This window comes from Pseudomonas sp. A6 (genome assembly GCF_052367875.1).
In the GTDB taxonomy this organism is placed as follows: domain Bacteria; phylum Pseudomonadota; class Gammaproteobacteria; order Pseudomonadales; family Pseudomonadaceae; genus Pseudomonas; species Pseudomonas citronellolis.
In genome coordinates this window covers 3,119,805-3,144,893 of sequence record NZ_CP198970.1, presented here as the reverse complement: position 1 = coordinate 3,144,893, position 25,089 = coordinate 3,119,805, and the positions used below count along the sequence as shown (strand labels likewise).

Annotated in this window: 15 protein-coding genes and 2 pseudogenes; 2 read left to right on the top strand and 15 right to left on the bottom strand. The window is 68.8% G+C overall.

Annotation, left to right across the window (positions count from 1 at the left end; all coding sequences use genetic code 11):
* Positions 1 to 309 precede the first annotated feature (309 nt).
* The 13 genes and pseudogenes from ACTWJ5_RS14170 to mhpB all read right to left on the bottom strand — a co-directional run bounded on the left by ACTWJ5_RS14170 (position 310) and on the right by mhpB (position 15,972).
* Positions 310 to 846 (bottom strand): cupin domain-containing protein, encoded by a 537-nt coding sequence (locus ACTWJ5_RS14170; protein ID WP_253411337.1) that lies wholly within the window; start codon positions 844 to 846, stop codon positions 310 to 312.
* Between the two features lie 35 nt (positions 847 to 881).
* On the bottom strand, positions 882 to 1,988 hold the full coding sequence (locus tag ACTWJ5_RS14165) for an alcohol dehydrogenase catalytic domain-containing protein (RefSeq protein ID WP_444439125.1): 1,107 nt from the start codon (positions 1,986 to 1,988) through the stop codon (positions 882 to 884).
* Between the two features lie 108 nt (positions 1,989 to 2,096).
* A complete protein-coding gene (locus tag ACTWJ5_RS14160; RefSeq protein WP_116425328.1) occupies positions 2,097 to 3,356 on the bottom strand; it encodes a DUF1329 domain-containing protein in 1,260 nt (419 codons plus the stop codon).
* A 20-nt stretch (positions 3,357 to 3,376) separates the two neighbouring features.
* Positions 3,377 to 4,981, bottom strand: a complete 1,605-nt coding sequence (locus tag ACTWJ5_RS14155) for a DUF1302 family protein (protein ID WP_074979597.1) — start codon at positions 4,979 to 4,981, stop codon at positions 3,377 to 3,379.
* Between the two features lie 69 nt (positions 4,982 to 5,050).
* The gene (locus ACTWJ5_RS14150) at positions 5,051 to 7,438 is read right to left on the bottom strand and encodes an efflux RND transporter permease subunit (protein WP_444439122.1); all 2,388 of its coding nucleotides are present in this window, start codon (positions 7,436 to 7,438) and stop codon (positions 5,051 to 5,053) included.
* A 31-nt stretch (positions 7,439 to 7,469) separates the two neighbouring features.
* Complete coding sequence (locus tag ACTWJ5_RS14145; RefSeq protein ID WP_024128391.1) at positions 7,470 to 8,528, bottom strand: WD40/YVTN/BNR-like repeat-containing protein; 1,059 nt, start codon at positions 8,526 to 8,528, stop codon at positions 7,470 to 7,472.
* A 220-nt stretch (positions 8,529 to 8,748) separates the two neighbouring features.
* Positions 8,749 to 9,273: pseudogene (locus ACTWJ5_RS14140) on the bottom strand (methyl-accepting chemotaxis protein); the annotation flags it as partial.
* 195 nt (positions 9,274 to 9,468) lie between these two features.
* Positions 9,469 to 9,741 (bottom strand): annotated as a pseudogene (locus tag ACTWJ5_RS14135) (HAMP domain-containing protein); the annotation flags it as partial.
* Positions 9,742 to 11,268: 1,527 nt separating this feature from the next.
* On the bottom strand, positions 11,269 to 12,276 hold the full coding sequence (mhpE, locus tag ACTWJ5_RS14130; RefSeq protein ID WP_301502072.1) for a 4-hydroxy-2-oxovalerate aldolase: 1,008 nt from the start codon (positions 12,274 to 12,276) through the stop codon (positions 11,269 to 11,271).
* Complete coding sequence (locus ACTWJ5_RS14125) at positions 12,273 to 13,205, bottom strand: acetaldehyde dehydrogenase (acetylating) (RefSeq protein ID WP_444439119.1); 933 nt, start codon at positions 13,203 to 13,205, stop codon at positions 12,273 to 12,275. The genes mhpE and ACTWJ5_RS14125 overlap by 4 nt, the downstream gene beginning before the upstream one ends.
* A gap of 128 nt (positions 13,206 to 13,333) precedes the next feature.
* The gene (gene mhpD, locus ACTWJ5_RS14120) at positions 13,334 to 14,128 is read right to left on the bottom strand and encodes a 2-keto-4-pentenoate hydratase (RefSeq protein ID WP_444439117.1); all 795 of its coding nucleotides are present in this window, start codon (positions 14,126 to 14,128) and stop codon (positions 13,334 to 13,336) included.
* Between the two features lie 14 nt (positions 14,129 to 14,142).
* Positions 14,143 to 15,012, bottom strand: a complete 870-nt coding sequence (locus ACTWJ5_RS14115; RefSeq protein ID WP_444439115.1) for an alpha/beta fold hydrolase — start codon at positions 15,010 to 15,012, stop codon at positions 14,143 to 14,145.
* A 12-nt stretch (positions 15,013 to 15,024) separates the two neighbouring features.
* Positions 15,025 to 15,972: a 3-carboxyethylcatechol 2,3-dioxygenase gene (gene mhpB / locus ACTWJ5_RS14110; protein ID WP_116425337.1), complete on the bottom strand. Its 948-nt coding sequence runs from the start codon at positions 15,970 to 15,972 to the stop codon at positions 15,025 to 15,027.
* A gap of 509 nt (positions 15,973 to 16,481) precedes the next feature.
* Between mhpB and ACTWJ5_RS14105 the strand changes: the two genes are divergently transcribed.
* A complete protein-coding gene (locus ACTWJ5_RS14105; RefSeq protein ID WP_444439113.1) occupies positions 16,482 to 17,330 on the top strand; it encodes an amidohydrolase family protein in 849 nt (282 codons plus the stop codon).
* Between the two features lie 85 nt (positions 17,331 to 17,415).
* On the opposite strand, the gene nirD is transcribed toward ACTWJ5_RS14105, so the two are convergent.
* Both nirD and nirB read right to left on the bottom strand, forming a co-directional pair.
* Positions 17,416 to 17,799, bottom strand: coding sequence for a nitrite reductase small subunit NirD (gene nirD / locus ACTWJ5_RS14100; protein WP_444439111.1), 384 nt, complete (start codon positions 17,797 to 17,799; stop codon positions 17,416 to 17,418).
* Positions 17,799 to 20,360 (bottom strand): nitrite reductase large subunit NirB, encoded by a 2,562-nt coding sequence (gene nirB, locus ACTWJ5_RS14095; RefSeq protein WP_444439109.1) that lies wholly within the window; start codon positions 20,358 to 20,360, stop codon positions 17,799 to 17,801. The genes nirD and nirB overlap by 1 nt, the downstream gene beginning before the upstream one ends.
* A gap of 608 nt (positions 20,361 to 20,968) precedes the next feature.
* Here nirB and ACTWJ5_RS14090 point away from each other — a divergent pair.
* Positions 20,969 to 25,078 (top strand): molybdopterin-dependent oxidoreductase, encoded by a 4,110-nt coding sequence (locus ACTWJ5_RS14090; RefSeq protein WP_444439107.1) that lies wholly within the window; start codon positions 20,969 to 20,971, stop codon positions 25,076 to 25,078.
* Positions 25,079 to 25,089 lie beyond the last annotated feature (11 nt).

Here is a 25,089-nt window from a genome sequence, read left to right as displayed (position 1 = left end):
CGGCGCAGCCCAAGCGGGGTGCGTCACGCATCGCTGCGGTGCGGCGGGCGGCGCCTGGGCGCCGCCCGGCCGGTACGCGGGGCCAGCAGCGCCGGGGCGCGCTGTCACCGCATCGGGTATCCCGGGCCGTCCTCCCATGCAGATGCAATAAGCACGCCCACCGGCCAGGCCGAGCCATGGAAACGGACGGCCGGGAAAGGTCTTGCAGCTACGCGCCGGGGGCCTTTTCCCAGGGCGCTCTAGGATGATGTTCTCTGGCCAGGGGCAACGCCCCGGGCCGCTTTCGGCGCACCTCGCCGGACGGGCGCGTCAGCGCCGCGCGCCGACCATCACGAAGAGCATTCGCGCCGCAGTGTTACCGGTGTTACGCCAGGCGTGCCGGGTACCCGACTGGACCACCACATCGCCCTGGCGCAGATGGGTACTGCGGCCCTCGTCGAGTTCCAGGAGCAGCTCCCCTTCCAGCACCACGCCGTAGTCGATGCTGTCGGTGCGGTGGAAGCCGGGATGCTCGGCCTCGAAGAGCTCCGCCATGCCCGGCAGCCGCGCGCGCATCTCGTCGAGCGCGGCGGCGGCGTCGACCGCCTCGGCGGGTGCAGCCTGCTGCGGCGGGAAGGTCACCAGCATGACGCTGGTGCCGCCCGGCACCGGCAGCACCGACGCCACGCCCTGGGCCGGGTCCCCGGGGCTGGCGAGGATCCGCGGCTCGGCGCCGGTCTGCCACACCAGCGCCGCGGAGAAGCCCGGGGAATGGACGAACGGCTCGGTGCCGGCGAGCGGGCCCTGGCTGTCGATCTGCGAAAGGCCGCGGCTGTCGTGGCCGGTCACGATGCGATTCACCTGCATGGTCGAGTCTTCCCTCGGTTGTTCGGCGCCGCCGTTCATGCGTGCGCGATGTGGAAGTTGACGAAGCCGCTGGCCTGCGCCTGGATGTCCTCCAGCGCCTCGTTCAGGCGCTCCAGGGGATAGGCCCGCTCCTCCAGCACGGACAGGTCGAGCACGCCCGAGTCGATCATGCTGGCCATCTCCTCGCCTTCGGCCGGGGTGAACCAGAGCGAGCCGATGTACTGCAGCTGTGCGCACATGAAGGGATGCGGATCGATGGGGATGGGGCCGGCCACGCCGCCGATCTGCACGATGCGCCCGCCGCGGCCGACCGCCTGCATCGCCTCCACCGAGAGCGACGCCGGGGCCTTGGCGCCGAGGGTGTCGAGCATGGCGTCGACGCCGCCGGGAACCTGTTCCAGCACCTGCTCGTGGACGCTGCGCTCGCCGATGCGGATCGGCACGATACGCTGCGGCGCCAGTGCCCGCAGGCGTTCCAGGGCGGCAACGTCACGCGCGGCGACCAGCACCTGCGAGGCGCCGAAGGCCAGGGCCAGGAGCGCCGCGCCGACGCCCAGGGTGCCGGAGGCGCCGAGGACCAGGATGCTCTGCCCCGGGCGCAGGCCGGACTTGCGGATCGCCGAGTAGGCGGTGCCCAGGTAGCCGAAGCGGGTGGCCTGGGGGAAGCTCAGGCGTTGCGGCAGGCGCACCAGGTTGTTCGCCGGCGCGGTCATGTACTGGCCGTAGCCGGCATAGGGGTAGCGCTCGAAGATCGCCTGCGAGCCGGGGCCGAAGCCGAAGTAGCCGAGGAAGGTGTACGCCGAGCAGCGCGGCGTCTCGCCCTGCCGGCAATGGCGGCATTCGCCGCAGCCGACGCCGGGGTTGACGTAGACGCGGTCGCCCGGCTTGAAGGCGCTGACCGCCGAGCCAACCGCGGCGACCACCCCGGCGGAATCCAGGCCGAAAGTCGCCGGCAGTGCCGGCAGCGGCAGGAAGGGATACCACTCGGGGAAGTAGGTGGTGACGTTCTTCAGGTTGGGGATGATCCCGCTGGCCTCGACCTTCACCAGCACGTCATGGGGGCCGGGAGCCGGCCGGGGTAGTTCGTCGATGCGGAATCGTCCGCCGATCTCGTGCAGGCGCGCGGCCTTCATGGTCGACATGCTCGTGTTCTCCGAAGGGCCCGGCGCCGCCGTTGCGGCGCAGGGCCCGGGGTGGCAGGAAAAAGGGGGCGGCGTCCGTGCCGCACTGAAACTGTTCCGGGCCCGCCGTCAGCGGCCGGCGGCCTGCAGGGTCTGCAGCGAGAAGTTGCTGGCCTTGGCCGGGAAGTTGGTCTTCCAGCTCGCGGTGTCGATCAGCGAGACCGTGGCGTGGTTGCGCTGGAAGTCGATGATCGCGCCAGCGGTGGTGCGCACGTCGCCGTCGGCGATGTTGGAATAGGAATGGAATTCCATGAACTTCCAGAACTCGCCCTTGCGGTCGTAGGCCTCGGCGTAATAGAAGCGCGGGTACTTCACGTCCATGTACAGCACCTTCTTGCTGTAGGGGTGGATGGACGGGGTGATGGCTTCGATCACGTAGACCTCGCGCGGCTCGAAGTTGTTGTTGTTCATGTTCCAGTACGGCGGCTGGTCGTCGAGCACCGGGTACTTCTCGGCCGGCGTCTTGCCGTCGGTCTTCCACAGGCCGGTCTTGCTGTTGGCCACGGCGAGCACCCAGCGCGTGCCCAGCAGCTTGTACTGCGGGTACCAGCAGGGGCGCGCGTTGAACACGTCCAGGTCGTCCTGCAGTTGGTCGGAGGAGCCGACCGGGTCCATCCAGGCGCCGCCGGACAGGCGGCGGACGCGGCGCACCGCGGGGATGTAGGCCCAGACGTCGTTGACCTTGTCCGAGTCGTACATCTGCGTGTAGGTCCCCAGCCCCTTCATGTCCGAGGGCGACTTGAAGTACAGCAACTGGCGGCCGCGCTCGCTGCCGTCGCCTTCCACCGCCTGGTCGCCGGTCAGGCGGCCCTTCATCGAGTAGCGGCTGAACTCCGCCACCGGCTCGGCGTGGATGCCCTTCTTGCCGTCGATCAGCAGCTGGGTGAACTGCGGGACCTGGGAGACGTCGCCCACCAGTTGCCCCAGGTGCCAGTTCCAGATGAGCTTTTCCGCGGCCTGCGGGTCCTTGGCGTCGATGTTCGGGAAGGGCTCGCCGGCGCCCCAGTTGTCCACCCGGCAGGCCTCCTTGTTGATCACCGCCTTGCCGGCGTTGGCCTGGGACGCCTTGACCCAGCGCGGGTCGAGCTTGACCTCCTGGGACTTGGCCAGCGGCAGTTTCCAGCCGGTGTTGCGGATCCGCCATTCCATCTTCTCGGTCAACAGGCTGGCGATGCTGTGGCCTTCGAAGGTGTCGTTCTTCACCTGGTCGAGGTTGGCCGCGGAGATCACCGTCCCCGGCGCCAGTTCGGCAGCGCAGGACAGGAGCGGAGCCAGGCAGGCGATGGCCAGGCCCAGGGTGCGTTGCAAAGCGAGTGGTGCGCGTTTCATGGTCAGGTCTCCACTGCGGATCAGAACAGGTAGGTCAGGCTGGTGTAGAGCTGGTCGCGGTTGTGGAAGTAGCCGAACAGCGTGGTCTTGTCGCAGGTGGCGGCATTGCCCGGGGTGCACTTGTCGCCATCGCGCCAGGCGTCGTCCCAGAAAGCGTCGTACTCGACCTTCCAGCGCCACTTGCTGGACAGCTCGAAGGTGACCGAGGGCACCGCGAAGCCGCCGTTGTTGCTCAGGTCGGCGCCCAGCACCAGTTGCGGGCGGATGCGCCCGCTGTCGTAGCTGAGGTCGAAGATGGTGGTGGCCAGCACCGAGTGCTCCTTGACCTTGCCGCCCCAGCCGACGCTGTAGAGCAGTTGGTCGTCGGAGTCGTAGTTCTGCACCCATTTGTCGAACAGCTGGACGGAGAAGAACATCGGTTTCTCGGTGCCCAGCAGGCTCTGGGTGGCGGCGATGTTCTTGTCCATGCGCAGCATCAGCGCGACCACGTTCTTGGTCTGGAAGCCGTCGAAGCCCGGGGCGATGTTCTGGCTGAGCGGGGTCGGCACCGGCAGCGCGATCTGGTAGGGCGCGTCCTTGATGTACGCCACCTCGGTGCTGAACACCGCATCGGCCGCGTCGGAATAGCGGCTGGCGGTGAAGCCGTAGATGTTGACGATCGGGTAGATGATCTCGCCGGCCAGGCCCTTGGTCTGCTCGGTGCCGACGGTGTCGGCCCCGGACGGCACATTGGGCAGGCCGAACAGCGCCAGGTTGTTGGAGGCGTTGAGGATCGGCGAGTTGTAGAAGGTGCGCAGGTAGGACAGCGAGTAGTTGGTGTCGCCGAGCATGCCGCTCCAGCGCAGGCCGCCGGTCCAGTGGCGGTAGTCGCCCGCGTTGTTCTCGTAGTTGTAGGGGTCGATGTTGCGGAAGTCGACTCCGGCATAGGGCTGGCTCGACCAGCGCGCGCCGTAGATGTCCAGCTCGCTGCCGATGTCCTGCTTGCGGTCCAGCCCCGGCCGCACGAAGGCCTCGATGCCGCCGTCGGCCTCGGGCACGTCGACGTTCACCTTGACGATGTTGTTGGTCTTGCGCAGTTCCTCGTTGGCCGGTTCGAGGAAGCTGCGCCAGGTGTAGTCGAAACCGTGCACCAGGTCGTTGGCGGCGAAGAAGTCGGTCTCGCCCCAGGCGATCTGCTGCTTGCCGATGCGGAAGCGGGTGCGTTCGCCGACCGGGAAGTCGATGTACAGCTCGCGGATTTCCTCCTTGTCGTAGAGGTCCATGATGTCGCCGTGCTCGCCGGAGTGGTAATTGTTGGCGCCCATGTCCTCCAGGTGCTTGAGGAAGTCGGTCTTGACCTCGCGCGAGGCGCGCAGCTTGGCCACCACCGAGACCTGGTCGGTCGCCGCCCAGTCCAGGTTCAGGCGCGCGGTGCTGCGCGCCATGGACAGCTTGCCGCCGTCGCTGTAGCCGGGGGTGTCCTCCCAGTTCTTGGTGTTCCAGGACAGTTCCTCGCGCAGGTAGCCATCGACCTTGAGACTGTCGTCGGCCAGGGCCGGCACGGTCACCGGCACCAAGGCGATGGCCAGGGCGAGCTTGTGAAGTGCAACACGCGGTTGCACGCAGGAGTCGACGCTAGAGTTCACCGGATACCTCCCCAGAGGTTAAGAGCGGCCAGAAGCCATGGTTTTGGTTTTGTTGTTGTGCGTTCGCTTTCACACGGCCTGCAGCGGGGCCGGCTCCAGCGCCTGCAAGGCAGCCGCGTGCGGCTGCCCGGCGAAGATGAAACGGGGACGGAAGACGTAGATCAGCGAGGGCATCACGAACAGCGCGGAGATCGCCGACACGCTCAGCCAGATCGCCATCAGCAGGCCCATCTCGGCCTGGAAGCGCAGCGACGAGGCCCACCACAGCAGGGTGCTGAGGATCAGCACGCTGGCGGTGACGATCACCCCCATGCCCGCGGAGTGCAGGGCCTGGCGGATGGCATGCTCGGGGCTGCTGCCGATGGCGATCTCTTCCTTGACGCGGTCGGCGATGTAGAAGGCGTAATCCACCCCCAGGCCGATGCCCAGGGCCGCCACCGGCACCGTGTTGATGTTCATGCCGATGCCCTTCCAGGCCATGAAGCTGAAGGTCAGCATGTTGGAGATGATCACCGGCACCATGAACAGCATGCCGGCGACCGCCGAGCGATAGACCAGGGTGCAGAGCACGGCCAGCACCAGCAGCGCCAGGGCGATGGCCTCGATCTGGCTGGAAAGGATGATCTCGTTGACCGCGGCCATCACCCCGATCACCCCGCCGGCCAGTTGCCAGTGCCCCTGGCTCAGGGGGTTCTCGGCGATGAACTCCTTGATCCGCGCCACCGCGGTGCGGATGGTCTCGCCCTGGCGGTCGCGGAACATCAGGGTCACCGAGCCGTTGGCGTACTGGGTGTCGGTGAAGCGGTCCATGTCGCCCGGCTCGGACACCGAGTCGAGCATGGCCACCAGGCTGCCGTTGATGGCGTCGTCGTCGCCCAGCTCCAGGTAGCGCGGGTTGCCCTCGCGCAGGCTGCTGTTGACGTGGGGCAGCACGTCGGCCAGCGACAGCGAGCCGCCGATCTCCGGCTGGGCCTCGATGAAGCGCTGGAAGCGGTTCATCGCGTGCAGCGCCTCGTTGCTCTTGACCAGCCCCGGGTGGCCGTCGTCGCCGAGCACGATGAACATCCGGTCGACGCCTTCGAAGCGGCCGTTGATCGCCGCGGAATCGAGGTTGTACTGCGCCTGCGGCCAGAGGATCGGCGAACCCGGATTGGCGTCGCCGATCTTCAGGTTGAACGCGTACCAGCCAGCGCCCAGCACCAGCAGCAGGCTGCCGCCGAGCACCACATAGCGGCCGCGGGACAGCGTCACCGCGACGCTCAGGTCGAGCACCTTGCGCAGCGCCGGCAGGCAGTCGAACGGATGCGCGAAGCTGTGCGGACGGCGGATCCACGAGAGCATCACCGGCGTCAGGATCACCGCGCTGATGGTCAGCGTCGAGACCCACACCACCGACAGCACCGTGAGCTTCTGCAGCATCGGGATCGGGCTCAGGGCGACCACCGCCATGCACGCGGCGTCGGCGATCACGCCCAGCATGCCCGGGCGGAACAGGTCGGCCAGGGCCACCCGCGCAGCCAGGCGCGAGACCGCCCCCGCCGGCCCGTCCGCTGGCAGCAAGGCCAGCTCGTCATCGAAGCGGTTGACGATCTGCACCGAGTGGGAGACCGCCCGCGAGGTGATGAGCATCGCCACCACGATGACCAGCGGTTCGAAGTTGATCCGCAGCAGGTGGCAGATGCCCAGCGCCCAGAGCGCGCTGACCACGCCGGCGAGCAGGGGCAGGAACACCCCGCGCCAGGTGCGCAGCAGGACGAACAGCAGCACCAGGGTCACCGCCACGGCGGCCAGCACCAGGTGCAGGGTTTCCGGCACGTGGTGGTTCACCCAGCCATACAGGATGGGGTCGCCGACCAGGCGGATCTTCACGCTGCCGTCGTCGACCTTGGCGACCAGCGCGCGGATCTGCTCGAAGACCTTGGCGTAGTCCACCTGCTGGTCGATGAAGTCCACGGTGATCAGCGTCGCCTGCAGGTCCTTGGACACGTAGGGCCCGTAGACCAGCGGGTTGCGCAGCACCGCCTGCTTGAGCTCCTCCATGCCCTGGGCGCTGTCCGGCACGTCCGGCCACATCAGCGGGCGGCTCTCGATGCCCTCGGTGGAGGCGCGGACCTCCTTGAGCTTCTTCGAGGCCAGCGAGGTGATCTGGTACTGGTTGACCGCGGACACCTCGCGCAGCCCCAGGGTCACCTGGCGCACCTTCTCCAGCAGCGGGCGCTGGAAGATGTCGCCCTGCTCCACCTCGAACATGATGGTGACCATGTTCGAGCCGCCGAAGGTGTCCTTGAATTTCTCGTGGGTGCGCACGTACTCGTGGCGCGAGGGCAGCATGTCCTCGAATACGGTGCGCACCTCGATGTGCAGGGCGGACCAGCCCAGCAGCAGGGTCAGGGCCATGAGGATGCCCGCCACCCAGGCACGCCGGCGGATGCAGAAATCAGCAATGCGTTCGATCATCTCGTTGTCTCGAAGAAGTGGACGAGGCAGGTCAGGGTTTCAGCGGCGACCAGTGGCGGCCGTCCCAGCGGCCGATGCCGTCGCCGGCCAGCCAGGTCTGCTTGCCGCTGGACAGCGCGCCGGTGTGCCAGGACAGGTCGCGCGCATCCAGCGTGCCGCTGCGCCAGGCGATGTCGCCCGCGCCGACGCTGCCGGCGACCCAGCGGCCGAGGGCGCCGAAGGCCAGCCATTGCTGCTGCGCCGGGTTCCAGATCACGCTGAACAGGTGGTCATGCACGCCGAGCCCGACCGGCTGCCACTGGCGGCCGCCGTCGCGGGTCACCAGCAGCGTCCCTTCCACCCCCACCGCGACGCCATTGGCGGCATCGCGGAAGCGCACGGCCATCAGCGAGCCGGGCACCGGCGCGGGAATCTCCTCCCAGTGCGCCCCGAGGTCCTGGCTGAGCAGGATGCGGCCGAACTCGCCGACCACCACCAGGCGGCCGTCGTCCAGCAGCGCGGCATCGTTCCAGGCGACGTCCTCCTCCTCGCGCAGGCGCTGCCAGTGGGCGCCGAAGTCATGGCTGACCAGCAGCGCGCCCATCTCGCCGACGGCGATCGCCAGCCCCGCCGGGCCCACCCGCACCCGGTTGAGCTTGTTGGCCACCGCCGAGCGCGGCACCGCATCGGCCAGGCGCCAGTGCCGGCCGGCGTCGTCGCTGTGCAGGATGACGCCGTCGTTGCCGACGGCCACCAGGTGGTTCGCGTCCCAGGCGGCGATGTCCTGCAGGGGCTTGTCGCTGGGCGTTTCCTGGCGGCTGATGCGGCCGTCGGCGGAGATGGCCAGGACCTTGCCGTTGGAGCCGCAGGCCAGGACCGTGCCGTCGGGCAGCTGGGCCAGGCCGTAGAACTGGTCGCGGCGCTCCAGGGGCGGCGGCGTGACGCTGCCGCCGACCGGCTGCGGCTTGATGAACAGGCCCGCCCAGAGCAGGCCGCCGATGATCGCCCAGGGCAGCACCACGGCCAGCGCGTTCAGCGCGCGGCGCGGCAGGCCCGGGCCGCGGGCGCCCTGCTGCGGGGAGGATGCTTCGATGTTGATGAGTTTTGTCATAGCGTTGGATTCGCACACAAGGATGGTCTTCTGGCCGACGACCAAGGCGATTCCACTCTAGGGAAGGGGTGCCGGGGGGACTATCCCGCCACTGCAGGGGTTATCCGCTGTGCGCAGATTAGTGGCCTGGATCAACTGCACGCCGCGTGCGCCAAGGCTTCCCGGCAACGCACAAGGCCCGGCTTGCGAGGGCCGGGCCATGGGGGCAACGCGGAAACGGCTAGAGGCGGAAGCGGCTGACCAGGGCGCCCAGGCGCTCCGCCAGCGCCTGCAGGTCATGGCTGCGGCGGCGCACCTGGCCGGCGCTGCGCGAGGCGTCGTCGGCGGAGCTGGCGATCGAGGCCAGGCTGTGGGACAGCTGCTCACTGGTGGAGGCCTGCTGGCCGGTCACGCTGGCGATCTGCTGACTCATGTCGCGCACCTGGCCGATCATCCGGGTCACGCGGTGCAAGGCCTCGCTGGCCTCGCGGGCGCTGGCGACGTTGCCCAGGGAGGTGTTGCGGCTCTTCTCGAGCATGCCGACCACGGTTCGCGTGCGCTCCTGGATCAGCGACACGCTGCGGTGCACCTCCTGGGTCGAGGTGTGCGTGCGCCGCGCCAGGGCCCGCACCTCGTCGGCGACCACGGCGAAGCCGCGCCCCTGCTCGCCGGCCCGGGCCGCCTCGATGGCGGCGTTGAGCGCCAGCAGGTTGGTCTGCCCGGCGATGTCGCGGATCACCGCCACCACGGTGCCGATGTCCTCGCTGGCGGACTCCAGCTGGCCGGTCAGGGTGCAGATCTGCTCCAGCGTCCGCGCATCCTCGGCGATGGCCTCGTTCAGGCAGGCAACCGTGGCCTGCCCGTGGCCCACGGCCTGGTCGCCCTCGCGCGTGGCCTGGGCGGCCTGGTCGGTGTTGCCGGCCACCTCCTCGATGCCCTGGGACATCTGCCGCATGGCGGTGGCCAGTTGGCCGATCTCGTCGCGCTGGGTGTCCACGCCGCGGCCGGTGACCTGGCTTTCCTCCTGCAGCGCCTGGGCGGCGCCCTGCAGGGCCTGGCTGGTCGCGGTTATCTCCTGCACCAGGGCGGCCATGATGTCGAGGAAGCGGTTGAACTCCCGGACCAGCACCGCCAGCTCGTCGCGCCCCTCGAACGGCAGGCGCGAGGACAGGTCGGCCTCCCCCGCCACCAGTTGGCGTATGGCCTTGACCACCGCGTCCAGGGGGCGCGTCATGGCGCGGCCGAGCCAGAAGACCAGCCCGCCGATCAGCGCCGCGGCCAGGCCGCCCAGCACCAGCAGTTGAATCGCCAGGGCCTTCACCCCGCCCAGCAAGGCCGCGCTGGGCAAGGCGGCGCCGAACGACCAGGGCGCGCCGGTGGCGCCTATGGCGACCGGCACCGCCAGCATGAACACCTCCTCCCCCATCGCCGGCGAGAGGAAGCGGATCGACAGCGGCTTGCCGTTGCGCACCGCGTCGACCATCGTCTGCAGGTGGTCGCCGAGGAAGTCCGACTCGGTCTCGGCGGTGTGCCGCCCGACGCGCCGGGGATCGGGGTGGGCGACCAGGGTGGTGTCGTTGGCCGTCAGCGCCGCCAGGCCGACGCCCAGCGGCCGCAGCTGGGCCACCTTCGCCTGGAGCATCCCGGCGTCGAGGCCCAGCCCCAGGTGCCCCGCCAGGTGGCCGTTCTGGCGCACCGGCAAGAGCACGGGAATCACCGCCCTGGTCAGGCCGGCCCGCGCCGGCGAGCGGGGCGAGGCCACGCTCTCGCGGTCGCCGGCGGCGCCCCCCAGGGTTTCGAGCACGGCCGCACACTGCTCGGCCGTGGCGGCCTGCACCGCATGCGCGTCACGCAGCCAGCACAGCGCCTCCGCGGCGCCGGCGTGCAGCGGCATCCACCAGGCGATGCTGGCCTGGGGGCTGTCCAGCAACAGCGCCTCCAGCAGTTGCTCGCCGAGCCGGCGATCCGGCAGCGCGCCCTCGACCAGCTCGCGGGCGAGCATGTCCGCGCTCACCCTGCCCGAGTGCATGGCGCCGTCGAAATACGAGGAAATCTCCGCGGCCTGCTGCTGCACGATGGCCTGCACGGCCACCTCGGCCAGGGCCTCGGTGGAGGTCTTGCTCGACTGGTAGACCAGCACGACCGTCGCCAGATAGATCAGCGTCGTCAGCGGCAGGACGGTCAGCAGCAGTTTGCTCTTCAGCGACAGATTGGCCAGCATGGTGGGGCCCGTTTTCAATGTCGACGATCATGTCGTCCCGGCCGCCAGCCCAACGCGACGGCGTGCTTTTCGTAGGATGGGTCGAGCCTGCGAAACCCATCCCACGAGGGTGTTTCTTCTGCACCTGCAACCGTGCCGCGGTGCTCTTCGTAGGAGCGAGCTTGCTCGCGAACCCGGCCTCGCAGCGGGGGTTGGTTCGCGAGCAAGCTCGCTCCTACAGGGCCAGGTCGGTGCTTTCGTAGGATGGGTTGAGCCTGCGAAACCCATGCGGTCATGGCGATGGGTATCGCTTCGCTCAACCCATCCTACGGGGGTGTTTCTCCTGCGCCTCCGCCACGTCGTTCCCGTGTAGGAGCGCGCCCTGCGCGCGAATCGCAGGCAGGGCCTGCTCCTACAGTCGAGGTCGAGGTCAGCAGGTCCAGTCCCGGGGCGCGGCCTCGAAGGCGCTGGATCCCCGCGTTCGCGGGGATGACGGGGGAAATGCGAACCCTTCCCTTACCCGTCACTCCCGCGAACGCGGGAGCCCAGCGACTCCGGCGCCTACCGGCTGGCCAGCAGGTCCAGGGCCACGTCGACGATCATGTCTTCCTGGCCGCCGACCATGCGGCGCTTGCCCAACTCGACGAGGATGTCCACGGCCTTGATGCCGTACTTGGCCGAGGCCACTTCGGCGTGGCGCAGGAAGCTCGAATAAACGCCGGCGTAACCGAGCGCGAGGGTTTCGCGGTCGACACGTACCGGACGGTCCTGCAGCGGGCGCACCAGGTCATCCGCCGCGTCCATCAGTGCGTAGAGGTCGGTACCATGGTTCCAGCCGAGCTTGTCCGCTGCCGCGATGAACACTTCCAGCGGCGCGTTTCCTGCCCCTGCGCCCATGCCCGCCAGGCTGGCATCGATGCGGTTGCAGCCCTCCTCCACCGCGGCGATGGAATTGGCCACGCCGAGGCTGAGGTTGTGGTGGGCGTGGATGCCGGTTTCGGTTTCCGGCTTCAGCACGGCTTTCACGGCACGGAAGCGGGCGCGGATATCGTCCATGTTCATCGCGCCACCAGAATCGACGACGTAGATGCAGGTGGCGCCGTAGCTCTCCATCAGCTTGGCTTGCTGCGCGAGGCCTTCCGGCGTCTGCATGTGGCTCATCATCAGGAAGCCGACCGTGTCCATACCCAACTCACGGGCGTATTCGATGTGCTGCTTGGAGACGTCGGCCTCGGTGCAATGGGTGGCCACGCGGACCACGCGGGCGCCAGCGTTGTAGGCGTTCTTCAGGTCGTGGATGGTGCCGATGCCCGGCAACAGCAAGGTGGCGATCTTCGCGTGCTTCACCACGTCCGCCGCCGCTTCGATCCACTCCAGATCGGTGTGGGCGCCGAAGCCGTAGTTGAAGGACGAGCCTTGCAGACCATCGCCATGGGCCACTTCGATGGAGTCGACTTTTGCCATATCCAGCGCTGCTGCAATCGCACGCACTTCGTCCAGCGAATACTGGTGGCGAATGGCGTGCATGCCGTCGCGCAGCGTCACGTCGGAGATATAAAGCTTGTTCATGCCGAAGCCCCCATTGCCTGCGCCATGCGCTCGGCGGTGGCCAGCGCGGCGGAGGTCATGATGTCGAGGTTGCCGGCGTAGGCCGGCAGGTAGTGGGCGGCACCTTCGACTTCGAGGAACACCGAGGTCTTCAGCCCGGAGAACTTGCCGTGACCGGGAATGTTCAGATCACGGACTTCGTCGAACTGCACCTTCTGCTTCAGGCGGTAGCCGGGAACGTAGGCCTGCACGGCAGCCGCCATCTCCTCGATGGAGGCTTCGACCTTGGCCTGGTCCACGGCTTCGGAGAGGACATAGACGGTGTCACGCATGATCAGCGGCGGCTCCGCCGGATTCATGATGATGATCGCCTTGCCCTTCGCCGCGCCGCCGATCACTTCGATGGCCTTGCTGGTGGTCTCAGTGAACTCATCGATATTGGCGCGAGTGCCAGGACCAGCCGATTTCGACGCGATGGAGGCAATGATTTCCGCGTAGTGCACTTTGGCCACCCGCGAAACGGCCGCGACCATCGGAATCGTCGCCTGCCCACCGCAAGTCACCATATTCACGTTCAACGCCTGCAGGTGCTGCTCCAGATTGACCACCGGCACGCAATACGGACCGATTGCGGCCGGGGTCAGGTCGATCACGCGAAGACCGGGCTTGTGGCCCCGCAGAAACGCGTCGTTCTTCACGTGGGCGCCGGCTGAAGTGGCATCGAAGACGAAGTCGATCTCGTCGAAGATCGGCAGGCGGGTCAGGCCCTCCACGCCTTCGTGGGTGGTGGCCACGCCCATTCGTGATGCGCGGGCCAGACCGTCGGAGGCCGGGTCGATGCCGACCATGGCGGCCATTTCCAGATGCTGCGCATTGCGCAGGACTTTGATCATCAAATCGGTGCCGATATTGCCGGAACCGATGATGGCGACTTTGCGTTTGTTGCTCATGGCATTCCTCGGAAAGCGTTCGATCAAGAGCGCTGGAGGCTGGAAGGCTGGACGAAAAAGCACCGACCTCCGCCCTGGCCGGGACTGCTTGTCGTTCAGCCTCCTGCCTCCAGCGCTTTTTTCGGCTTTTAGCTCTGGCTGAAGGTCACGCCGACGCGGCCCAGGCCGTCGATCTCGGCGTCGAAACGGTCGCCCGCATTCACCGCGACCATGGGCCCGAGGGCACCGGTAAGGACGATGTCGCCAGCCTTCAGCGGGTCGCCCAGGCGGGCCAGGGTGCGTGCCAGCCACACCGCTGCGTTGAGCGGGTGGCCCAGGCATTCGGCGCCGCTGCCGATGGAGGCTTCCTCGCCGTTGCGCGTCATGCGCATGGCCGCGCCGCATAGGTCCAGGCCATCCAGGCGCCGCGCCGGGCCGCCGAGCACGAAGCAGCCGCTGGAGGCGTTGTCGGCCACGGTGTCGGCGAAGCGGATGTTCCAGTTGGCGATGCGGCTGCCGACGATTTCCAGGGCCGGCAGCACCCAGCCGGTGGCGTTCAGCACGTCAGCGAAGGTGGTATCGGCGCTGGGCAGGTCGCGTTCCAGCACCAGGGCGATTTCCGCTTCGATCTTCGGTTGCAGCACGCGGCCAAAGGGCACGGTTTCGTTGTCGCCATAAGCCATGTCGGCAAACAGGCAGCCGAAGTCCGGCTGGTCCACGCCCAGCTGGGCCTGCACCTTGGGGTTGGTCAGGCCGACCTTGCGGCCGACCAGGCGGCGGCCGGCGGCCAGGGCGTGGGCGACGTTGAGACGCTGGATGGCGTAGGCCGCTGCGCCGTTCTCCGCGCCGATGGCGTCACGCAGTGGCGCGATGGCCTCGCCCTGCTGTTCCGCGCAGCGCAGCTCGGCGGCCAGGCGTTCGAGGGTCTCTTGGCTGATGGTCATAGGGCACCTCGGGTTCAGTGCTGGAGGAAGTCCAGCACCAGGCGGTTGAAGGGTTCGGCGTGTTCCCACTGGGCCCAGTGGCCGCAGTTGTTGAACACGTGCAGCGAGGAATTGGGGATGCCGGCGAGCAGGCGCAGGCCGGCGTCCATGGGCACGAAGCGGTCGTTGCGGCCCCAGACGATCAGCGTGGGCGCCTGGATCTCGGTCAGGCGCGAGCCGAAGTCGGGGAACTGCCTGGGGTTGGCGGCCAGGCTTTCGACGAAGTTGTCCAGGTGCTCGCGGCGGCTGAGCATGTTGTCCAGGCGCGTCTGGAACAGTTCCTCGGTGAGGTCGCTGGCGTCGAAGACGAAGACGTTCATCATCCGCTTCAGGTTGTCGATGGTCGGCTCGCGGTACAGGCCGTTGAGCAGCTTGATGCCCTCGGTGGGCATCGGCACGAAGGGGCTGGCGCCGCCGGTGCCGCCGCCCATCAACACCAGCTTGCCGACGCGCCGCGGGTTGGCCAGGGCGAAGGCCACGGCGCTGTGGGCGCCCATGGAATTGCCGAGGATGTGCACGCGCTCCAGGCCCAGCACGTCGAGCAGGCCCTTGAGCGCCGTGGCATTGAGGTCCGAGCGCGAGCCACGGCAGACGATGGGGTCGCTCTTGCTCCAGCCGGGGCAATCCATCAGGACAACCCGGTAACCGGCGGCCAGCAGCGGCTCCAGGTTACGGCTGAAGTTGGCCCAGCCGCTGGCGCCGGGGCCGGAGCCATGGAGCATCACCACGGTCTCGGCGCCCTCGCCCAGGTCGTTGTAGTGCAGCTGCAGGTCCAGCCCGCCTTCGCGGATGCGCGCGAAGCGGCTGCTGTCGGCGTCGTTCGGCGCCCTGTTCATGGTGGTCATCGGCGGCCTCCTTCAGTTCGGTTCGGGTTCGGCGCCGAGCGCGCCGAAGCCGGCGATCCACTCGGGAATCGGTCGGTAGTAGCGGTCATGCACGCGGTAGGCGCCGAAGACGGAGAGCGCGGCGAAGGCGGCCACCCAGGCTTTCACCTCGTGGGTCGAGCGGCCGGCGATGCTCGACAACTGCTCGTTGCCCAGGGCATCCAGCTCGCCCAGCCGGTTCTGCGCGAGGATGTCGAGGAACTGCTGGTCCCACTCAGGGTTGAGCGGATGCAGCGAGCCGGGATCCTCGACGAAAAGCCGCGCCGCGCGGATCACCCGCTGCTGCCGCGCCTCCCGCTCATCGGCCGGCAGGTTGCGCCCGCTGCCCATCAGGCGGTCGGCCATATGGGCATCCACCTGGGCCAGCTGCGGCACCGGCGGCTGGTGCGACAGCCCGCCGGAACCGAGGAACAGCACGCGCTTGCCGGTGGTACGGGCGAAGCGGCCGATGGCCTCGCCGAGCAGGCGGGCGCGCTGGAAGCTGGGCAACGGCGGCGCGACCGCATTGATGAAGACGGGCAGCACCGGGTGGTTCCCGAGCCCGCCCAGCAATTGCTCCAGCGGCTCGGCGAAGCCGTGGTCCACCTGCATGCGGTAGGACACCGCGGCGTCCACGCCGGCCTCCAGCACCGCCGCGGCGCAGGCCTCGGCAAGTTCCCTGGGCACGTTGAGCGGGCCGCTCAGGGTGCCGAAGTCGCCAATGGCGTGCGCGGCGACACCGATGCAGAACGACGGCATCACGTCATAGAAGAAACCGTTGTAGTGGTCCGGGGCGAACAGCACCACCAGCTCCGGAGCGAACGCCGCGATCCGTTCACGCGCCAGGGCCACCACGTCATTGACCTCCTGCAGCACCTCCGGCGCGGGGTCCACGTGCCCGATCAGCGGGGAATGCGAAAGGCATTGGAGAAGGACGCTCATCACCGGCACCCGCGGCAGAGGGTCACGGTCATCAGGGTATTCATGGGCAGGCACTCCAGGGACTCGGCAAGCGGACAACACCCCGGTCACGCCCGGAACAGGCCTCTGCGGCCGACACGGACGGGCATCCGGGCAATTCGTCCGAATCATAGGAAGCGCGCCGCCGCCCCGCGCTCCCATGGCCGAGGGGCTTATCCCGATAGCGCAGAAACCCGGCCCTGCCGGCCCGAAGCCGGTTGCGGCGGGGCGGGCCAACTGTTGGCCTGGCGACAGTTACCCGACAGTACAGTTGCAGGCGCAACAGCAAAGGCCCGGCGCAAGCCCGCGGCCCCCGGAATCACCGAGGCGCCCGGTGGCACGGGGATTGCCTCGGGGGCACCACGACGGATTCCCCCAGCTAGCAACGAGGACAGCAACATGAGTCTGGACGCCTTCCGCGCCCCACCACTCTCCAGCGACAACCACCATCCAGGCCTCATCCATGGCGGCCGGAAACAGGAGCACGGCGCATGAAGATCATCGACATGCGCTGCCGCCCGGCCTTCCTGCATCCGTTCTTCGGCGCCGTGCCCGGCTCGGCCGAGCACGCCACGGCGCGCTGGCTGAACCGGCGCGTCGGCACCCGCGGCGACGATGCCCATTTCGAGCGCTCGCTGACCCACGAAGGCTTCCTCGCCGAGGTACGCGACGCCGGCCTGTACAAGGCCGTGGTGGTCGGCCGGCACACGCCGGCGCAGCACCTGCCCAACGAGCGCATCCACGCCATCGTGGATGGCCACGCGCAATTGCTCGGCATCGGCTCGGTGGACCCGGCGCTGCAGGGCGTGGAGGGTGCGCTCGCGGAGATCGATCATGCGATCGACGACCTGGGCCTGGCCGGCATCGACCTGGAGCCCGGCTTCGGCGAACCGGCCCGGCACCCGGACGACGCGCTGTACTGGCCGATCTACGAGCACCTGCAGAAGCGCGCCATTCCGTTGTTCCTGATGAGCGGGCCGACCACGCCCGACCCGGCCTACAACGACCCCGGCCGCCTGGCGGCGGTGGCCCGGGCCTTCCCGGACCTGCGGATCGTCGTCTACCACGGCTTCTGGCCCAACGTGCAGCAGGCCATCGGCCTGGCGTTCCGCTACGAGAACGTCCACCTGGTGCCGGACATGTACCTGTTCCTGCCCGGCAGCGAAGCCTACGTGCAGGCCGCCAATGGCTTCCTCGCCGACCAGCTGCTGTTCGGCTCCTCCTACACCTTCAGGCCCATTCGCCAGAGCATCGAGGACGCCCAGCGCCTGGGCCTGAACGAACACGCCCTGGAACGCTTCTTCCACGGCAACGCCGCGCGCCTGTTCGGGCTCGACTGAGTAGCGGCGCCCCCGCAGCGCCGTCGTCATGGAGGCGCTGCGGGGAACGGGTCAGGGCGATGCCGCCCCCATGCGCAGCCTCGCCTCAGGCCATCGAAGCGATTTCCACCATGTCGCCACGCAGGCGCACCGGCCATACGCGCAGCTGCTGCTCGGGAAACTCCAGGCAAGCGCCGTCCTCCAGGCGGAAGTGCTGTTTGTACAGCGGGGCGGCCACCACCAGTTCGCCGCCGAGGCAGCCGACGATGCCGCGGCCGATGACGTTGGCGCCGGACAGCGGGTCGCGGTTTTCCACGGCGTAGAGCTGGCGGCCCCGGGCCGAGCCCGGCAGGTAGAACAGCGCGACCTGCACGCCGCCGACCCAGGCCACCACGCCCGAGTCCGCCACCAGGTCGTCGCGGGAACAGAGGTCCTGCCAGTCGCTGTCGAGCGGTCGGCTATCGATAAGTTGTGCGCTCAGTTGGGCCATCAGACCATCTCCTCGGCTACGGGTATCAGGTGGAGTTCATGGGCGCGGACCGGCCGGCGCTGGCCACGCTCCTTGACGAAATGCACGCCCGGGTCGGGGCGCGCGTCGTTGACGAAGGTGCGGAAGCGCTTGAGCTTTTCCGCGTCCTGGAGGGCGTTGGCCCACTCGCATTCGTAGCGGTCCACCACCGCCTGCATCTGCGCTTCCAGTTCGGCGCCCAGGCCCAGGCTGTCGTCGATGACCACCGCCTTCAGGTAGTCCAGCCCGCCCTCCAGGCCCTCGCGCCACACCGAGGTGCGCTGCAGCCGGTCGGCGGTGCGGATGTAGAACATCAGGAAGCGGTCGATGTAGCGGATCAGCGTGTCGTCGTCCAGGTCGGTGGCGAACAGCTCGGCGTGGCGCGGGCGCATGCCGCCGTTGCCGCAGACGTAGAGGTTCCAGCCCTTCTCCGTGGCGATCACGCCGACGTCCTTGCTCTGCGCCTCGGCGCACTCGCGGGTGCAGCCGGAGACCGCGAATTTCAGCTTGTGCGGCGAGCGCAGGCCCTTGTAGCGGTGCTCGATGTCCAGGGCCATCTTCACGCTGTCCTGCACGCCGTAGCGGCACCAGGTGCTGCCGACGCAGGACTTCACCGTGCGGGTGGACTTGCCGTAGGCATGCCCGGTCTCGAAGCCGGCGGCGATCAGCTCGGCCCAGATGTCCGGCAGCTCGTGCAATTGCGCGCCGAACAGGTCGATGCGCTGGCCGCCGGTGATCTTGGTGTAGAGGTCGTACTTCTTCGCCACCGCGCCGATGGCGATCAGCCCATCCGGGGTGACCTCGCCGCCGGGGATGCGCGGCACCACCGAGTAGGTGCCGTTCTTCTGCATGTTGGCCATGAAGGTGTCGTTGGTGTCCTGCAGTGGCACCAGCCAGGGCTCCTGGATAGGCCGGTTCCAGCAGGACGCGAGGATCGAGCCGACCGCCGGCTTGCAGATGTCGCAACCGACGTGGCCCTTACCGTGCCTGGCCAGCAGCTCGTCGAAGGTCTGGATGCCTTCCACGCGGACGATGTCGTACAACCCCTGGCGGGTGTAGGCGAAGTGCTCGCAGAGGCTCTTGTCCACCACCACGCCGCGCGCGCTCAGCTCGTGCTCGAAGACCTGCTTGAGCAGCCCGGCGCAACCGCCGCAGCCGGTGGCAGCCCTGGTGCAGGCCTTGAGCCCGGCCAGGTCGCTGCAGCCGCCGTCGATGGCCGCGCAGATCGCCCCCTTGCTGACGTTGTGGCACGAACATACGGTGGCGGTCGCCGGCAGCGCGTCGGCGCCCAGCGCCGGGGCCGCCTCGCCCAGCGGCAGGATCAGGCTGGACGGATCGGCCGGCAGCGGGATGCCGTTCTGCACGTATTGCAGCAGGGTGTCGTAGTAGCTGTTGTCGCCCACCAGCACCGCGCCGAGGGCCTGCTTGCCGTCGGCGGAGACCACCAGCCGGCGGTAGCTGGAGCTGGCCTCGTCGATGAAGCGGTAGCTGCGCGCCCCCGGCAGTGCCCCCTGGGCATCGCCGATGGAGCCGACGTCGACGCCGAGCAGCTTGAGCTTGGTCGACATGTCCGCGCCCACGAAGGGTTCGGCTTGCTCGCCACAGAGGGTCGCGGCGACGGTTCGGGCCATCTGGTAGCCCGGCGCGACCAGGCCGAAGATGCTGCCGTTCCAGGCCGCGCATTCGCCGATGGCGAAGATGTCCGGATCGCAGGTCAGGCACTGGCCGTCGATGGCGATGCCGCCGCGCGGGCCGAGTTCCAGGGCGCACTGGCGGGCCAGGGCGTCCTGCGGGCGGATGCCGGCGGAGAAGACGATCAGGTCGGTTTCGAGGAAATCCCCGCCGGCGAAGTTCATCCGGTAGCGATACGCCTCGCCGGCCGTGACCGACTGGGTGGCCCTGGACAGGTGCACGCCGACGCCCAGCGCCTCGATCCGCGCCTTCAGCGCCGCGCCGCCCTGCTCGTCGAGCTGCACCGGCATCAGCCGCGGGGCGAACTCCACCACATGGGATTCCAGGCCGAGGGATTTCAGCGCGTTGGCCGCCTCCAGCCCGAGCAGGCCGCCGCCCACCACCACGCCACGGCGGGCGTTGGCCGCCGCCGCGCGAATGCCGTCGAGGTCGGCCAGGGTGCGGTAGACCAGGCAGGCATCGCCCTGCGCGCCCTCGATGGGCGGCACGAAGGGATAGGAACCGGTGGCCAGCACCAGCTTGTCGTAGGCGCGGCGGCCCTCGGCGGTGACCACCTCGCGACGCGCGCGATCGATCTCCAGCACCGCCACGCCAAGGTGCAGGGTGACGCCCGGCCGCTGGTACAGCCCGGCCTCGCCCAGCGCCAGCGACTCGGCATCGCGGCCACCGAAGTATTCGGAGAGGTGCACCCGGTCGTAGGCGCGCAGCGGCTCCTCGCTGAACACATGAATGTGGTAGCGGCCCAGCGCACCGCGCTCGACCAGCTGTTCGACGCAGTGGTGGCCGACCATGCCATTGCCGATCACGACCAGGGTTTGCACGGCATTGAAGGTAGCGACGTTGGAGTTCATGGAAGCCCCCGGCAAGCTCAACGGTTTTGCAGCGGAAAACAAAAAGGCGCCTGGAGTCTCGCGACTCCAGGCGCCTTTGCCTGTTCATTCTGGGGGTGCCATCGGGCCACGCTGCCCGATGCACCTGGTACCCCGGGTCGTCGATCGGCGTTGATCGTCCGGGTGGCCCGCCTCGTTGGTGGGCACGAGGGTGCTCTAGCAGACTCCATGCCAGCCCCTCTGAAGAGTCCTTAGCCGAACCCCTGCGCCCCGCAGTGCCTGGGCTGGACAGCCGGTCACGGCCTTGCGACTACTCTCCGCCCCGGCCCGGCAGGCGAGCCAAAACGGTGCGCAGAACGGCAAGCGTGCCCCATTCACCACCACCCCGCAGGCAAGCAGCCCTCTACGCCGACACCCCGCAGCGCCATGGCAATGCCGTGCCCGGGCGCAATCGGCCAGGGTCTTCGCCCCACGCACACGGGTGGTTTCCCGAACCTGGCACAGGCATTGCCTGAGCTAGCCCCGAGCGGTCAACGCCGACCGCCTCGACCACGACGACGACGCCGTGCCACCCCCGCCTTGCGCGGAGGGTCGCATGGCGTTTTTGCTTTTTGCGGACGGAAAGGCCCATGGCGGAAAAGACGATTCGGAGCGTGTGTCCCTATTGCGGCGTCGGCTGCGGCATCGTCATGCAGGTACGGGACGGCCGCGTGGCCAAGGTGGTGGGCGACAAGCAGCACCCGACCAACTTCGGCCGCCTGTGCACCAAGGGCAGCACCTGCAACCAGGCCATCGCCGAATCCGGCCGCATGGAGCACGCCTACCTGCGCAGCGAGCGGGCCCGCGAACCGGTGCGCACCCCGGTCGCCGAAGCCATCGCCGCCACCGCCAGGCGGCTGCGGGGCATCCTCGACGAACATGGCCCCGACGCCCTCGCCTTCTACGTCTCCGGGCAGATGTCGCTGGAGGCGCAATACCTGGTCAACAAACTCGCCAAGGGCTACATCGGCACCAACCAGATCGAGTCCAACTCGCGCCTGTGCATGGCCAGCGCCGGCAGCGGCTACAAGCTCTCCCTCGGCGCCGACGGCCCGCCCGGCTCGTACCAGGACTTCGACAAGGCCGAGGTGTTCTTCGTCATCGGCGCCAACATGGCCGACTGTCACCCCATCCTCTTCCTGCGCCTGATGGACAGGGTCAAGGCCGGGGCGAAGCTGATCGTCGTCGACCCGCGGCGCAACGCCACCGCCGAGAAGGCCGACCTGTTCCTGCAGATACGCCCCGGCACCGACCTGGCCCTGCTCAACGGCCTGCTCCACCTGCTGCACGCCAACGGCCACACCGACGCGCAGTTCATCGCCGAATTCACCGAAGGCTGGGAAGAGCTGCCGCCACTGCTCGACGACTACACGCCGGAACGGGTCGCCGAACTGACCGGCCTCGATCCCGCGGCCCTGCGCCAGGCCGCGCAATGGATCGGCGAGGCCGGCGCCTGGATGAGCTGCTGGACCATGGGCCTGAACCAATCGAGTCACGGCACCTGGAACACCAACGCGCTATGCAACCTGCACCTGGCCACCGGCAAGATCTGCCAGCCCGGTAGCGGCCCCTTCTCCCTCACCGGCCAGCCCAACGCCATGGGCGGCCGCGAGATGGGCTACATGGGGCCGGGGCTGCCAGGGCAGCGCTCGGTGCTGGCGGAGGACGACCGGACCTTCGTCGAGCGCACCTGGGGCGTGCCGGAAGGCACCCTGCACACCCGCCTGGGCGGCGGGACCATCGCCCTGTTCGAAGACATGGCGGCCGGGAAGGTCAAGGCCTGCTGGATCATCTGTACCAACCCGGTGGCCAGCGTCGCCAACCGCGGCAAGGTCATCGAGGGCCTGAAGGCCGCGGAACTGGTGATCGCCCAGGACGCCTTCCTCGACACCGAGACCAACCGCTACGCCGACGTGCTGCTGCCCGGCGCCCTGTGGGCCGAGGCCGAAGGCGTGATGATCAACTCCGAACGCAACCTCACGCTGATGCAGCAGGCCGTGGAGCCGCCCGGCGAAGCCCTGGCGGACTGGCGCATCATCGCCGAAGTGGCCTGCGCCATGGGCTTCGCCGACGCCTTCAGCTACGCCTCGGCGGCCGAGGTGTTCGAGGAGATCAAGCGCTTCCACAACCCCAAGACCGGCTACGACATCCGCGGCGCCAGCCACCCGCGCCTGCGCGAAACCCCGCTGCAATGGCCCTGCGCCGACGCCCATGGCGACGACCGCGCGCCGATCCGCTACCTCAACGACGGCATCAGCCAGAAACCCAGGCTCCACGAGGACGGTTCGCGGCCACGCCTGGCCTTCCCCACCCCGACGGGCAAGGCGCAGTTCTTCGCCCGGCCGCACCTCGACCCGGCGGAAATGCCCGACGCCGACTACCCCTTCGTGCTCAACACCGGCCGCCTGCAGCACCAGTGGCACACCCTGACCAAGACCGGGAAGATCGCCACCCTCAACAAGCTCAACCCCGGCCCCTTCGTCGAGGTCCACCCGGAAGACGCGCAGAGCCTCGGCGTGCGCGACAAGGACCATCTGGAAATCCGCTCCCGCCGCGGCCAGGCCGTGCTGCCCGTGGTGGTGACCGACCGGGTGCTGCCCGGAGGCTGCTTCGCGCCCTTCCACTGGAACGACCTGTACGGCGAGAACCTGGCGATCAACGCCGTCACCAGCGATGCCATCGACCCGCTGTCGCAGCAGCCGGAGTTCAAGTTCTGCGCCGTCAGCCTGCGCCGCGTCGAGCTGATCGACCACCAGTTCCTGGAGACGCCTGCCGCCACGGGCGCCCCTGCCACCCCGCCGCCCCTGTCCGAGGAGATCGATATGGCCCCCGTCGATGCATTCGCCGCCCTGCTCGGTGTGTCCGGCACGACGCCCCCGCCCCTGAGCGAGCCCGAGCGCGCCTACATGGGCGGCTTCATCGGCGGCCTGCGCATCAACCCCAATGCGGGCGTGCCCAGCCTGCCCGCCAACGCGCCCCTGGCCGCGCCGACGCGCCTCTGGCTCGACGGCATGCTGGCCGGCCTGTTCAGCCGCGCCGGCCAGCTGCAGCCGGCGCTGTTCGAAGCGCCCGTCCAGCCGGCACAAGCCGCCCCGCAAACGGCCGGCACGGCCCCCGTTACCCTGCTCTGGGCCTCGCAGACCGGCAACGCCGAAGCCCTGGCCGAGCGCGTCGCCAAGCGCCTGGAAACCCTGGGCTGCAGCGTGGAACTGGCCGCCATGGACAGCTACACGACGGAAAAGCTCGGCGGCGTGCACAACCTGGTGCTGCTCAGCAGCACCTTCGGCGACGGCGACCCGCCGGACAACGGCCGCAGCTTCTGGGAAACGCTCAACACCGGCGCGCCGGACCTGAGCCACCTGCGCTATTCCGTGCTCGCCCTGGGCGACCCCAGCTACGACCAGTTCTGCCAGCACGGCAAGAACCTCGACCGCCGCCTGGCCGAACTGGGCGCCAACCGGCTGGGCGCGCGCATCGACTGCGACACCGACTTCGAGGAAAGCGCGGAACGCTGGCTGGGCGAATTGCAGGCCCGGCTGGAACCCGGAAAGCCCGTCACCAGCAAGCCCCCGGAGGAAAAAACCGTAGCGCCGGCAGCGATAGGCAAAGACCACCCCGCGCCCCTGCGCCTGACCCTCAACCGCCGGCTGAACGGCGAAGGCGCCAGCAAGGACACCCGCCAGTTCGCCTTCGCCCTGGACGATTCGGGCCTGCAGTACGAAGCCGGCGACGCCCTCGGCGTGTGGCCACGCAACTGCCCGGAGCTGGTCGAGGAAGTGCTGCAGCTCGCCGGCCTGGACGGGGAGCAGGTCGTGAGCGTCGCCAGGCTCGGCGACATGCCGCTGCGCACGGCGCTCACGGACTGCTACGAGATTGCCCGGCCCAGCGCCGAAGCCCTGGCCCTGGTCGCCGAACGCAGCGGCCGGGCGGAACTGCGCGAGCTGCTGGGGCCGCGCAAGGCCGAACTCAAGGACTGGCTATGGGGACGGCAACTGGCCGACGTGCTGCAGCTGTTCCCGGCCAGCCATGACGCCGGCGAACTCCTGGGCACGCTCAAGCGCCTGCAGCCGCGCCTCTACTCCATCGCCTCCAGCCCCAGGGCCCAGGCCGGCGAGGTCCAGCTGACCGTCTCGGCCGTCCGCTACGGCCGGCGCAAGGGCGTGGCCTCGACCTACCTGGCCGACCGGGCCGGCGAGGCGCGGGTACCGCTGTTCGTGCAAGCGTCCCGGCACTTCCGCGTCCCCGAACAGGGCGACCGGCCGATGGTGATGATCGGCCCGGGCACCGGCGTGGCGCCCTTCCGTGGCTTCCTCCACGAACGCCGGGCGCGCGGCGATGGCGGGCGCAACTGGCTGTTCTTCGGCGAACAGCATGCCGCCACCGACTACTACTACCGGGACGAACTGGAAGCGATGCACAAGGACGGCCTGCTCACCCACCTGAGCCTGGCCTTCTCCCGCGACCAGGCGGAGAAGATCTACGTGCAGGACCGCATGCGCGAGCACGGCGCCGAACTCTGGCGCTGGCTGGAAGAAGGCGCGAACCTCTACGTCTGCGGGGACGCCAGCCGCATGGCCAGGGACGTCGACCAGGCGCTGCGGGACCTCGTCCGGGCCCACGGCGGCCTCGACGAGGAGGCCGCGGCGCAATACGTACGCTCGCTGAGCGAGCAGAAGCGCTACCTGCGGGATGTCTATTGAGGGCCCTTTGC